The organism is Nonomuraea sp. NPDC049625, from assembly GCF_040675285.1.
Classification (GTDB): Bacteria; Actinomycetota; Actinomycetes; order Streptosporangiales; family Streptosporangiaceae; genus Nonomuraea; species Nonomuraea angiospora_A.
Map to the genome: position 1 here is coordinate 37,555 of NZ_JBFAOQ010000030.1, position 11,706 is coordinate 49,260.

The window sequence follows — 11,706 nt, forward strand, 5'->3', positions numbered from 1 at the left end:
GGATTTCTTGTGGTGAGAGCTCTTCTACCGGGGGCTCCACGTCTGTTTCCGGCCTTCGGCAACTCCTCCCGATAGGCCCGGAACGCCACCAGCGGCGTCCAAGAAATCCCAATTCGTCCGAACTATTTCGCTGAGATCACCTCACTGGCTGCTTTTCCTCTTCGCCCGACAAGAGGTTCAGTAGGACTCGTGTCAGACCCGCGTTCTGTAGGCGTGAGCGTTGTGCCTGGTCAGGCATCTGCGGCGGGGCTTCGACGATCTTCTTCGGGGTCGGAATGTGACGTGGTATGCCCGTGAGTCTCCCGGCGATAAATGGCCGGGAGACTCAGAGCTATCTGGCCGAGGACGGTTCCGGGTCGATCAGCTGGCCCTTCATCTCTGTCAGTGGGTACGGCGGCGGGGCGCCAGAACCTCAGTGACCTTGGCGATGGCCTCAGCACCGGGTTTGACGTAGCGCGTGACGGTGCGGGGGTTCTTGTGCCGGGTCTTGCCCCATGATGAGCTGCGGCTGGTCTTCTTCTTGCCGGGCAGCCGCGTCGGCGGCCTCGCGCGCCGCTTGGCGGCGGCGCCTTCGATTACGCCAGGCGGGTGATCCCGCGCAACGACCTGCTCACCTCGGTGGCCGGGCTGGCGGTCATGGCCGTCGCTGCCGCTTGATGCGCCCGCTCAGTTGTCGACGGCCTGTACCGCGGCGGCGATCGGCTCGAGCCCCGCGGTCAGTTCGTCGAGCTCGTCCGCGCTGAGCACGTCGTACGCCGGCGCGGCCAGCTCGTCGGTGAGCTCCTCGATCCGCTGCCTGGTCTCCCGGCCTGCGTCGGTGAACCCGCCGGCGGCGTCCACGAGGCCGCGCCCGCGCAGCCCGTCGACGACGGCGGTCAGCTGCGCCTTGGCCGAGCCATCCCCCTGTACGAGGCGACACTCACCGATCGGGAACAAGTCCTGGGCCCCGACCACCCCACGACTCGCATCGTCAGGGGGAACCTCGATGTTGCGCAACAGGGATGATTCGGGGGAAACCCGCAGGATCGTGGAGGCGGACGCGGGGCCAGAGCGAGAGCAGTGATCGCAGGCAAGCCATCCCGTCTGTGGTGCTCAGCCCCGGAACGTCGGCTTGTCCGCCATCAAGGACAACGATCGGGCGATGCTGTCCAGGGCGGCCGCAACCGCAAGCGTTGCCTCAGCCTGAGCGCAGACGGCCAGGGTATGCGCGTGCTCATGGTCGCCGCGCTGCTTGTCCGAGATCGCGGACTCGACCTGGTCGATCCGTGCACGAGCCAGTCGGGCGTGATAGGTCGGCAGGTTCATGTGATCGTCGTTTGCCGTCATGTCTTGGATCGTGACCTGGGATGCGGTGCCGTGTCAGGCCGTTGCCAGAGGTGACACGGCCCTGGCCGAAAGGTGGCCCGCACATGTGTTCGATACAGTAGGTGGGCTATGCCCGATCCGCCAGCAATCAAGATCTTGCCTGACAGTGCAGGCTACCTGCTCAAGAGGCGTACCCACGCCGACGGACGCCAGGAAGTGCTCGTCTCCTGGGTTGCGATCACGCCCGGCCCGCGGGGAGGCCTTCATCCACGCGAGGAATGGCTCCCGCTGGACCAGGTGGAGCTCATCGCTGGCGTCGACTACCGCGTCGTCGAACACCAGCAGTTCATCGAGGACCGCGCCGCCCAGGCGGCGCCCCCGGGTCAGGCCGCCGCGGCGGGCCGCCCCGCTGGCTGGCCAGCGCAGGTTCCGCTGCCCGCCGACGATCCGGACTGGGCCACGCAAGCCATGGCGTTTCTGCTGGACTTCCTGCCAGCGGACTTCTGAGCCCACCAGGTGGTGCACGACCCGTACGTAGTCACGTGGATGGCCGCCCGGCACACCGAGTACGCCCTGGCCGCCTTCGCGCTGGCTACCGCGGTGTGGCCGTAGATCTCAAGCCGCACGCGGAGCCGCACGTGATCGAGCAGGTGTTGGAGACCTACCGCATCGAGGGACGCCGACTGGCCGCCGTGGCGGCGGCCATCAAGGTCGTGGGCAGGGCATTGCACGCTGGACATGAGGGCGGAGCTAGCAGAGCCTGATGTCATGGATGAGGAGGTCGTGCTGGCGACGTGACCATGCGGTTGCTTGGTCGTAGGCTCCGGCGATCTCGGTATGAGCGGATTGTGGAGCTTCCTGCGCGGTCTGCGCCGCGCCCGATGAGCCCTCCCGGCGGCTAGCGCGGGGTGATCGGAGTCAGCGAAGGAGTGCGGGCCTCGATCGCTTCGGCGGCGTCCAGGCACAGGTCCTCGCGGAAGCGCGGCCCGATGATCTGGACGCCCTGAGGCAGATCTTCGGCCACGCCCGTGGGGACGGCCACCGCTGGAAGCCCCAGGAGGTTGACGGTCCACGCCATGCGCAGGGACGCCGGCCACCGAGCGAGCCGGTCGGCGTCGAGGTCGGATCCCACGGCGAAGGCCGGGCCGGTGCAGATCGGCGCGAGGACGAGCGCAGCCTGGCTCATCCACGCCATCCAGGCACGCGCGATCGCGGCGCGTTCCATCATAGGATCGAAGGCCGCCTGGCCGGCCGCCCGGTTCCAGTGCGGCTCGTACTCCGCCCAGAAACGGACGAACCCCTCGGAGGCCACCGACTCGACCGGTGGCTGTACTTCGTGCACCCGGCCGTAGGCGGACAAGAGCTGCGTGTAGATCTCTCCGGCCCGCACCAGGGCCGGGACCCGGCCCTCCGTCACGACGTACCCCGCGTCGCAGAGCCGCTCCGCGGCCTGGCGCAGGGCGGCCGCGACGCCGGGGTCCAGAGCGGGGCCGTCCGGGTCGGTGGCGAGCCAGACCCGCACGGGTGCGGGAACCGGGGGACCGTGCAGGGGCACCGGCGCGTGCCAGGGGTCCCCGCCGTGGTCCGCGCACATGTGGGTGAAGGCCAGGCGCAGGTCCCGTACGCTGCGGGCGATCGGCCCGTGCACGGCCAGCAGCTGGAACCCGAACGGCGTCGGCTGCGGCGGACCGCCCGTGCCGGCCGGCAGGCCGACCTGGGCCACGCGCCCCAGCGACGGCTTCAACGCGGCGACGCCGCAGCACTGGGCGGGCCAGCGCAGCGAGCCGCCCCCGTCGTTGCCCAGCCCCAGCGCCGCCATACCGGTCGCCACGGCCACGGCGTCGCCGCCGCTGGAGCCGCCGGGCGTGTGCGCGGCTGACCATGGGTTACGGGTGGCGCCGTGCAGATCGTTGTCGGTATGCCAGCGCATGCCGAACTCCGGCATGTTGGTCCGCCCGATCGGGATGGCCCCGGCCGCGCGTAGCTCGGCGATGTGCGGCGCGTCCGCGGCGGCGACCGCGTCGCGTAGCGGGACGATGCCCAGCGTCGTGGCCGATCCCGCGACGTCGATGTTCTCCTTCACGGTCACCGGGACCCCGCACAGCGGGCCGACCGGCGTGCCCGAGCTCAGGGCATGGTCGGCCGCGTCCGCCGCCTGCAGCGCCTGCTCGGCCAGGACGGCGGTGACCGCGTTCACCTGAGGGTTGACCTCGGCGATCCGCCGCAGATGCGCCTCGACCACCTCGCGGCTCGACACTGTGCGAGCCTGGATCTGCCGCGCCAGCTCCCACGCGGACATCTCCCATATTTCCGACATTGCGCCCCTTCCTCGGTTGCCGTGCCGAGGAATCTAGGGGGCATCGTCACAAGATTGCAGTCTTGTGTTTACGGTCTGTGTCAGCCGCCCAGGTGTTGAGACTTCGATCCAGGTCGTGGACGCCTGTTTGCAGGTCACGGCACGCTGTCGCCGCAGGCCTGGGACGTCGGCCGGCAACGCTCGAGGAACGTCTCGACCCGTGCTCACCTGTCCCCGCTCGACCCGCTGGCCGGGATGGTCATGCTCACCCCCTGAGTGGGGCGAGCCCGGGTCAGCGCATGCTTTCGGCCAGCAGTTGGTCGATACGGTCCGGATCGGCTCCGGTGGCAGCGGCGATCAGCGGCACCAGGCCGCTCACCGCGGAGATGTGCTGCCCGGCGAGCGGGCCGATGCTCACATGCGGGGCATCGGCGACCGGATCGTCGGGCAGGTCGTCGCGCCACAGCTGCGCCCACCAACTGCCGGTGCCTTCATCCCAGCCCCACACGCTGCGGTTCTCCCAACCCTCCAGCAGGAACCCGAACGGCCCTGGATGTCTCATTCCAACGGCTCCTCTCGCCAGGTGGTCGACGGCATGAGTGTCTCGTATCGCCCGGCGGACTGGGCGACGTCTCCGCCATCGCGGTGAGATCCACCGCGATGGACCTATGCATCTGCGATGGACAGGCGCGCCGAGTTGCCGAAAGATCGTGGGCTGAGGTTGGACGATCGGCAGACTTCGTCCCGGCCTGGAGGGTCGGGGCCGATCGACGGCTTGTGGCTCGTTCCTCACCACCGGGCACTAAGCACGGCAAGTTGCCGAATTGTTCTTATGCGGGTCAAGAACGCCTCGGCGCGGTGCGCGCCGGGGCACTGCCTGGCGGATCGGCCGTCCGGGCGTGCGGCTCCCGGCCGCCGCGCGCCAGACAGCGCCCAACGATCCTCCCGAGGCGTTCGCGCACTCCACGTGAGGCGCCCCCCGCAGCACGACGCTCCAGGGCCGCCCCCGCCACGAGCGCGGCTGGGCCGGAAGGGACAATCAGTCGATGGTCAGGCCGTACGCTGCCCGACCGGTGGCCGGAGCGCGAGACAGGGTCAGAGAGCGGTGACGCATCACATGGTGCCAGCCGGGTCATTTAAGGAGCGCGGCGATCTCCTCGTCGGAAGGGTAGTGCTGGAAGTCACCGCCCCCGGGCACCACTTTCATGGTGTCGCGCTGGACCACCTCGTAAGTGCGTTCCCCGTCTACCCAGTGCAGCCGGTTGATGCGCACAGGAACGCCGCGGATGACCTTGTCCTCCACGAAGAACGTCCGGTACATCAGCTGATCGCTCCTTCACTGCTGGTGGCCGAGTTGGTTGGCCTGCTGAACAGCGCCGAGAACTACGCCTTGGTCCGGTCGGAGGGGTCCGTCAAAGCGGAGTCGGATCGAAATCGCAGTTGATGCGACCCTTCGTGCGGACGATCCCCGTCTCGAGGTGTCCAACCCCGAGGACTTGCTCGTAGCGCTCAATGGTCTCGGTATGCAGCCGAGCCGCCTCATCGGCTCCCCGCTCCGCCAGGTCGAGGGCAAGGTTGGCCGCGCAAGCCAGGGTTAGGGGATGATCCATGCCCAGCGTTTCACGCATGCTGTCCAAGGTGGCCTTGCCAAGCTCGCACGCTTCCGCTGTCGCGCCGGTGGCGGCGAGATCCGACTGAAGGTTGACGGCGCAGGCGAGCAAGAGGTCGTGGCTCTGGTCGAGAGCGGTGAGACGGTCATAGACCTGGCGGCTGAGAGAGAGGGCGGCCCTGGCATCGCCGCGCAGCCGACGCAATAGCGCCACGTTAATCATGTACGCGCAGCTGAAGGGATGATCCTTGCCGAGGACCTCGGGGTATCGAAACGCCTTCGTTTTCTCGATCTCCCATGCCTCCTCCAGCCGTCCTACCGAGCACAGCGAATTCGACAAGGTGATCGCTGCCGCCAAGGTGTCGGGGTGGTTTGCGCCCAGACGCCGCTCGAGCCGTGCGTGGGTCTCCTGTGCGAGGTCGAGCGCCTCTGTCAGGGCGCCCCTCTTCCTGTGGGCGATGGCCAGATCCTTGGCGGTCAGCAGGGTCTGGTGGTGTTCGACTGCCAGCTCTTGACGGCCGTATCTGTATGCCTCCGCACCTATGTCGCAGGCATCCGTGTAGCTACCACACAGCCGAAGCTCACGGGCCAGGCCGTTCCACGAGGCGAGCACGTCAACAGGGCTGACGCTGTGGGATGCGTTGCTCTGCTCCAGAAACACCCTTTGGAAGAGGGATCTGGCGGTAGCGTGGTCGCCGGTCAGGCCATGGTCGTAAGCGAGGTCGTGCAGGACACGCAACGTCCCCGGTTCGTCAGAGCCCAGCACCCGCTCGCAGTCGTTCAGGATTTCCTGGTGCAGTTGCCGAGCCTCGAGGAAGCGGCCTTGCGCACGGATGCACTTGCCTAACCCGCTGGCCGCCGCCAGCGTTTCCGAATGCTCCGGGCCGAATTCTGCGCGCAGAGCCGCGACGTTATCCCCGGCGAGGGCGTAGGCCTCCGGGTATTCACCGAGCGCCAGCAGCAGGTCGGCCAAATGGCGGCGGGCGATGAACACATCCGGCAGTCCATGCTTGGTCCCGCTGTCGATCGTGGCGTGCAGGAGGGTGCGGGCGCCGTCATAGTTCCCGGACAGATACTGGTAGCGGGCGATGCGAAGCGCAGCGTGTCGCACGTCCGGCACGGCGCACTCGGATAAGCCGGCCGGGATGACATGCAGCGCCAGCGCCTGCAAGGTCGGCCAGTTGGAGGGATCCTCCGGGGTTCTCGGTGTGTTGGCCTCCATCAGCAGGTGAACGTGATGACGGAGCTCCTCGCGTTCGGCTTCCGGACAGTAAGCGCGGACAAGTGCCTGGACGAGGCGGTGAACATGAATCGTGCCGGTCGAGGAGTCCAGCCGGATCAACGCGAGGCGTTGAAGCTCTCCCAGGATCCTGCTCAGCAAGAGGGGATCGGGGAGGAGATCGCGCAACTGGCTGTGCAACAGGGGGCGGCGGAAGAAGGGGCGGGGGACGGGGGCGGGCCCGAAGAAGGCGCACCACCGCATGACCTGCGCCGCTTCCGGTAACTGTTCTTCGAGTTGCGCCATCGATAGGCGGCAAGCTGCGGGAAGCACATGTGGATAGTCGTGCGGTTTCCTCATGCTCAAGAGCTGCAGAATGTCCTCTTGTAACAAGGATGAGTATTCACGGATCGACATGCCGGTGCGGCTCTGGAACGCTGCTGCTTGCTCCAAGGCCAGCGGAAGATCACCAAGTTCCTCCGCAAGCTGATCGGCTTCCCTCCCGACATCCACGCCAAGGCGCTTGCGCAGGAACGCGATACTTTCCGGCCGCGTGAGGCAGTCGATGCGGTGAACCTCATAAGGCCCTGCCCATTCCGGATCCCGGGATGTGATCAGCACATGACCCTGGCCCCTCGGCAGGCTGTCCAGCAGATCCTCCGGATCGACCGCGTTGTCGAACACCAGCAACCACCGCCGATAAGGCACGCCTTGGCCCAGCGCCTTCACCACGCTGGAGGCCGCCTCCTCGATCCCGGTGGCGGTGGCGGTGGGGAACCCGAGCGCAGGCGCCATCCCGGCAAGACTTGATCGAACCAAGGACGGTTGGTCTGCCGCAATCCAGCAGACCAGGTCATACGCGGACCGATAACGCCACACGTACTCGATCGCCAACTGTGTCTTGCCGACGCCGATCATGCCCTCCAGGACCACGACCTGAGGCATGCCCAGCTGGGTAGTGCTGCGTAAGCGTTCCCGCAACCGCTGGAGCTCCTGCTCCCGGCCGGTGAAGTTCTTGTTGCGCAGCGGAATTCTCTCCCAGACTTCAGGCTGCCGGTTCGGCTCGACCACCACCCCCAGGGTGCCGAGATCCTCCACTCCCGTGATTTCCATGCTGTGCTGCATCTCGGTGAGCGCGTCTTCAAGCTCCACCGACTCCTGGCGCGCCCTCTCCCGCTCGGCCTCGTACCGCTCGACACTGACCTTCATGCGCGTGAGGTCGGCGTCCAACTCTTCACGTTCGCCTTCAAGCCGCTGGATCCGATCCTCATAATCGGAGATGATCTCGGTCGCCCGGCTCTCAGCTTGCAGATGCAGCCCCGTGATGCGCTCGATCTCGACGTCTCGCTGGTTGACCGCCTCCTGCAAGCTCACCACCTTGGCCTGCAGAAGTTGGATGGTTACATCGGCCTCCTCGATGCGGACCTGTGCCTGGTGCAGCTGGTAGACGTACTCCTGCTCCCTGGCAGCGGCCGGGCTCATCGCCGCGAGCGCCCGCACATGCAGGTTCTCAATGGACGTCCGGACGCCAGGCGGTATGACCATCCCTGTCGCTGCCTCGACATCACGTATGAGCTGCTCGACGAACTGCGCGGGAGGCACCCTTTTGCCGTGCAGCCAGCGTGAAACGCTCGTCGGCGACTGGTAAATACGCGCCGCGTACCTGTTCTGGCTCAGCTGCCGCGCACTCGCCACCTGCTGGAAGAGCTGCCTCAGCACCTGCGCCAGCAGCTGGTCGGGCGGCTCATCCCTGGCAACGATGTCGAACCTATCGACGGAGAGCTCTAACTCTCCCGAGGAGTTCTCCTCTGCGCTCACAACTCCATTCTGAGGCATTGCACACAGCAAGCAACGGTGTTGCGACGGACTGCACCGTTGCCGGTGCCCGCAACAGCGCCAGCCGGGCACAAGGTGGATGCAACGCGGAAAACCGCGTGTGACCTGCAGACGGGCAAGGAGGGCATGATGAACACCCGGGCACTCTGGTTGGCGATCATCGTTGTCACCGGCTTCATCGTCGCCGTCATCGCTGGCGGCCTGGCGTGGATCGGCGGCGTGTCGACAGCAATGGCAATCCTGACCGGAGGGGCGGCCTTCAGCGGCTTCATTCTCCTCGCCTTAACGGTCGCGAACTTCCTCACCCGCGATACCTCGTAACCCCCCAACCCTCCGCTCTCCCTGTCGCTGTCTGGGGCTGGGATGTCGTGGCCCGGAATCAGCATGAGTCGGACGCATAGTGACGAAGGCGTTACCTGCGTCCGCGCCGCTGGTGCTGATGGTCCGGTGAAGCAAGAGGGAAGGTGACGCGGCCTTGGCCCTTGGGGAATGCGACCACCTTCTGGGCGGGCGTATTCGTGGCGGAGGATCTCTGCGGCGTCGAGAATGTCAGCCCTGGAATTCCCTGCTCTTCACGCCGTAGAACGTGGCGTTCGCCGGTCTGACGGGGTTCTTCTCCAGCGTGTTGGCCAGGCCGGTGAACGTGTCGCTGCGCCGCACCACGCCAAGGAACTTGCTCAGCGCGTCCTTGTCGTCCCACAGTTCCTGCGCCGCGTGGATGATCAACGACTTGAGGCGTTCTGTCTCGTCCACTGCTTTCCTCCCCTGGTCGTCGGGCAGTTCAGCCCTACCTTCCGGCTGGAGTTGCCGTTGAGGTCCTCTCATCGTCCTCGTTCAGCGATCGTCGTGGAGCGTTCGGCCGCTCAACAGGCGCTGACGCGTGGCGGTGGTCAACGTCCACAACGCGGACGAGGGGGTCGGCAAGGGGGGGATTTCCACCAGATCGCAGCACGGTCAGCGCGTCAGCCTCAAGGACGGTCGTGACGTTCCGTCCCTAGCAGCGGCTGACGAAGGTGCTGAGGGGCAGCCGGCCCGGGTCGTCGCCGGCGAGCGCGCCTTCACGCGCCCGGCGGACAGCTGCAGCGCGTCCGTCGGGGGGTGTGGGTGGGAAACGGCATGACCCACTGGGGGACCATCGCCACTGTCGGCCAGCGTGCATTGTCTGGTTCGGCGGCCTGGATCCCGCATGTTGACAGGGGCATGTCCCGGATAGTTCGCGGCTCTTACAGGCCGGGGCCGATGTTGGTTGGCTCGAATCGGACCGACGACTGCCGGCGGGTCCCCGATGGATAGCCGCCACCGGGGCGCTGACCAGTGCTGTCGTCGGTCCCGCACTCGTGTGAGTACGGAGATGGGCGCCCCGCAAGCAGCGAAGAGCAACTCTCTGAGGCTTAGCACGTGGTGGGCCTCCCATCCCGAAACGATCAGTCCCCTGCGGCTAACAGGAGCCCGAGCTTTGCCAAGGCACCACGCTCCAGACCAAGAGCACCTCGACCTGCGCCTCGCTCGGCGCGATGGCTTCAACCATGCGGCAGCGCCGGCCGGCCGGGTCGAATCCCGAGCGCTTTCCGACCCGCGTCGAACGATCTCGTACACCATCCCCTCGACCTGGCAGAGCGCAGGAATTGTCAAGGGTTGTCGCGCGAACAATTGCCAAAACGGCGCCACACCGAACGCATTGCGCACGCTCTGACAAAAACCCAGAACAAAAGCGCTCTCGTGATCTCAAGGGCACCAGGCACGATGAAAGGCACCACGTGCGCGCACACCCCGACGGCTACGGGAGACGAGCACGGTGCTCCAGACCATTCCGTGAAGCGAGGCACCCGTGACCGAGGACCCTTCCTCTCGACCTGTCGCGCGGCAGGAGCTCGCGCTGCCCCTGACCGACCCAGAGGACATCACCGTCCCGGAGGGTGACCTGCTGCCCGGCGGGCCGACACCCCCGCCCGCACTGGACACGACCACGGCAGCGGGGTCGGAAGCGGGGTCGTCGTCCGACCCGCAGTGGCGCTGGTGGTTCGCGCTGTTTCTGATCACTTTCATCCTCTTCACGGTCGTGGTGCTAGTCCTGCTGGCTCAGGGCCAGGACCTCATGGTGGCGGTGGGTGTCCCGGCCAGCCTGAGTGGGCTGGCACTCGGGGTTCTGTCCCGGCTGGCGGTGCTGGCTCGCCGCCGAGACGGCTGATCGAGGGGCGGCGGTGATGGGGCGCAAACGCAATGCGATCCTCGACAAGGGCCCCGTCGGGGTCTTCGCCCAGAAACTGCGCGACCGAATGGACGCGGTCACCCCGCCCACGACCTTCCGCCGCCTGGCCGCGAAGGTCTGGTGCTCCCACGCGCTGCTGGCCGAAGCATGCGCGGGTAAGAAGCTGCCCACCTGGCAGGTGACCGAGGCATTCGTGCACGCCTGCGGCGCCACTGATGAGGAGGTCGCGGCCTGGCACAGCGAATGGGAACAGACTCAGCAGGCTGCCGGCCAGTTGCGGCGCAAGCTCGGCGAAGCCGACGTGGTCGTCCCCACCCGTTCGCGCACCGGCCAGGCCATCCGCGCGGGCAGGCTACGCCCAGTCAAGCCCGACCTGGCCAGTCCGTTGGCCTCGGTGCCCGCTCCGGAGGCAGCGCAGACCTTCGACGACCTGATATACCAGACCCGCGTCCTGAAGATCGCGGTGGGCAACCCGAGCCTACGGGTGCTGAGCGCCTGGCTGCGCAGAAACGGCGGCTACCACAGCCCCAGTTCGTTGTCAGAGGCCTTCACCGGACGACGGCCGCCGTCCTTCGAACTGTTCAAGGCGGTCGTGGAAGGGCTGATCTCCTACGGCGTTGAGCGCAACGGGATGGAGCGTCAGGACGAGTGGATGTCGGTCCGGGGCTGGACGGAGGCCTGGTCACGCGCCGAATACAACCGGCTGCGCCCCGACCTGATGCCGCGCCGCCGCTTCGGCAACGTCCATCTCCTGGTCGACGATCAGGATGAAGGCCCCACCGCCGGCATCGTGGCCGAGTTGCCCGCCGACCACGCCGCAGCGCTGCTGGGAAGTCTCCACCGCGGCGTCGCTGCTGGCATCATCGCCCAGCTGCCACCGGACAAGGCCCAAGCCATCATCAACGCGATGTGGCAGCAGAACGCCACAATCCACCCTGACCACGCCGAAGATGGCACCCCTCAGGCGACTGTTCTCCAACATCCCGCCGCGAGCGGCGACGGGCCCGGCACCTCCGGGAAGATCAACAGCTGAGTCTGAACGACTGCGCCCGTTGTGATGATCTTGTCGCACTGTGCGACAGTGCGACAAGATCATCACAGCCGTCGGGAGCCCTTGCTGTCGCCTGGAACGTCGGGGGGGGGGGGGGCCCCCCCCGCGGGGGGGGGGCCCCCCCCCCCGGGTGGGCGCCCAGCCAGATCTGGCTGGGCGCCCCCCGAAGCGTTGATGACAA

Annotated in this window: 11 protein-coding genes; 4 read left to right on the forward strand and 7 right to left on the reverse strand. The window is 67.1% G+C overall.

From position 1 onward, the window contains the following. Positions 1-666 precede the first annotated feature (666 nt). Together AB0J87_RS60090 and AB0J87_RS60095 are read right to left on the reverse strand one after the other, a co-directional pair. Entirely contained in the window at positions 667-936 is a 270-nt protein-coding gene (locus AB0J87_RS60090) for a hypothetical protein (protein ID WP_363984388.1), read from the reverse strand. Between the two features lie 156 nt (positions 937-1,092). After that, positions 1,093-1,326: a hypothetical protein gene (locus AB0J87_RS60095; protein ID WP_363984390.1), complete on the reverse strand. Its 234-nt coding sequence runs from the start codon at positions 1,324-1,326 to the stop codon at positions 1,093-1,095. Between the two features lie 108 nt (positions 1,327-1,434). Between AB0J87_RS60095 and AB0J87_RS60100 the strand changes: the two genes are divergently transcribed. Beyond that, positions 1,435-1,812 carry a hypothetical protein gene (locus tag AB0J87_RS60100; RefSeq protein ID WP_363984392.1) on the forward strand — a complete coding sequence of 126 codons (378 nt, stop codon included), beginning with the start codon at positions 1,435-1,437 and terminating at the stop codon, positions 1,810-1,812. Between the two features lie 391 nt (positions 1,813-2,203). Here AB0J87_RS60100 and AB0J87_RS60105 read toward each other — a convergent pair whose 3' ends face one another. From AB0J87_RS60105 to fxsT, 4 genes are all read right to left on the reverse strand, one after another. Continuing rightward, positions 2,204-3,622, reverse strand: a complete 1,419-nt coding sequence (locus tag AB0J87_RS60105; protein ID WP_363984394.1) for an amidase — start codon at positions 3,620-3,622, stop codon at positions 2,204-2,206. Between the two features lie 271 nt (positions 3,623-3,893). Next, positions 3,894-4,163: a hypothetical protein gene (locus AB0J87_RS60110; protein WP_363984396.1), complete on the reverse strand. Its 270-nt coding sequence runs from the start codon at positions 4,161-4,163 to the stop codon at positions 3,894-3,896. Positions 4,164-4,733: 570 nt separating this feature from the next. Beyond that, positions 4,734-4,922, reverse strand: coding sequence for a hypothetical protein (locus AB0J87_RS60115; protein WP_363984397.1), 189 nt, complete (start codon positions 4,920-4,922; stop codon positions 4,734-4,736). Positions 4,923-5,013: 91 nt separating this feature from the next. Continuing rightward, positions 5,014-8,247 (reverse strand): FxSxx-COOH system tetratricopeptide repeat protein, encoded by a 3,234-nt coding sequence (gene fxsT / locus AB0J87_RS60120; protein ID WP_363984399.1) that lies wholly within the window; start codon positions 8,245-8,247, stop codon positions 5,014-5,016. A 144-nt stretch (positions 8,248-8,391) separates the two neighbouring features. Between fxsT and AB0J87_RS60125 the strand changes: the two genes are divergently transcribed. Beyond that, the gene (locus AB0J87_RS60125; protein ID WP_363984401.1) at positions 8,392-8,586 is read left to right on the forward strand and encodes a hypothetical protein; all 195 of its coding nucleotides are present in this window, start codon (positions 8,392-8,394) and stop codon (positions 8,584-8,586) included. 228 nt (positions 8,587-8,814) lie between these two features. Here the strand turns inward: AB0J87_RS60125 and AB0J87_RS60130 are convergent, their stop codons facing one another. Beyond that, entirely contained in the window at positions 8,815-9,018 is a 204-nt protein-coding gene (locus tag AB0J87_RS60130; RefSeq protein ID WP_363984403.1) for a hypothetical protein, read from the reverse strand. A gap of 1,075 nt (positions 9,019-10,093) precedes the next feature. Here AB0J87_RS60130 and AB0J87_RS60135 point away from each other — a divergent pair. Beyond that, entirely contained in the window at positions 10,094-10,453 is a 360-nt protein-coding gene (locus AB0J87_RS60135; protein WP_363984405.1) for a hypothetical protein, read from the forward strand. A gap of 16 nt (positions 10,454-10,469) precedes the next feature. Next, entirely contained in the window at positions 10,470-11,507 is a 1,038-nt protein-coding gene (locus AB0J87_RS60140; protein ID WP_363984407.1) for a helix-turn-helix domain-containing protein, read from the forward strand. Positions 11,508-11,706: the final 199 nt, after the last annotated feature.

Excerpts from the sequence above, each read along its gene's own strand:
- AB0J87_RS60095 (WP_363984390.1), bottom strand. The coding sequence starts at position 1,326 with ATGACGGCAAACGACGATCACATGAACCTGCCGACCTATCACGCCCGA.
- AB0J87_RS60100 (WP_363984392.1), top strand. The coding sequence starts at position 1,435 with ATGCCCGATCCGCCAGCAATCAAGATCTTGCCTGACAGTGCAGGCTAC.
- AB0J87_RS60105 (WP_363984394.1), bottom strand. The coding sequence starts at position 3,622 with ATGTCGGAAATATGGGAGATGTCCGCGTGGGAGCTGGCGCGGCAGATC.
- AB0J87_RS60110 (WP_363984396.1), bottom strand. The coding sequence starts at position 4,163 with ATGAGACATCCAGGGCCGTTCGGGTTCCTGCTGGAGGGTTGGGAGAAC.
- AB0J87_RS60115 (WP_363984397.1), bottom strand. The coding sequence starts at position 4,922 with ATGTACCGGACGTTCTTCGTGGAGGACAAGGTCATCCGCGGCGTTCCT.
- AB0J87_RS60125 (WP_363984401.1), top strand. The coding sequence starts at position 8,392 with ATGATGAACACCCGGGCACTCTGGTTGGCGATCATCGTTGTCACCGGC.
- AB0J87_RS60140 (WP_363984407.1), top strand. The coding sequence starts at position 10,470 with ATGGGGCGCAAACGCAATGCGATCCTCGACAAGGGCCCCGTCGGGGTC.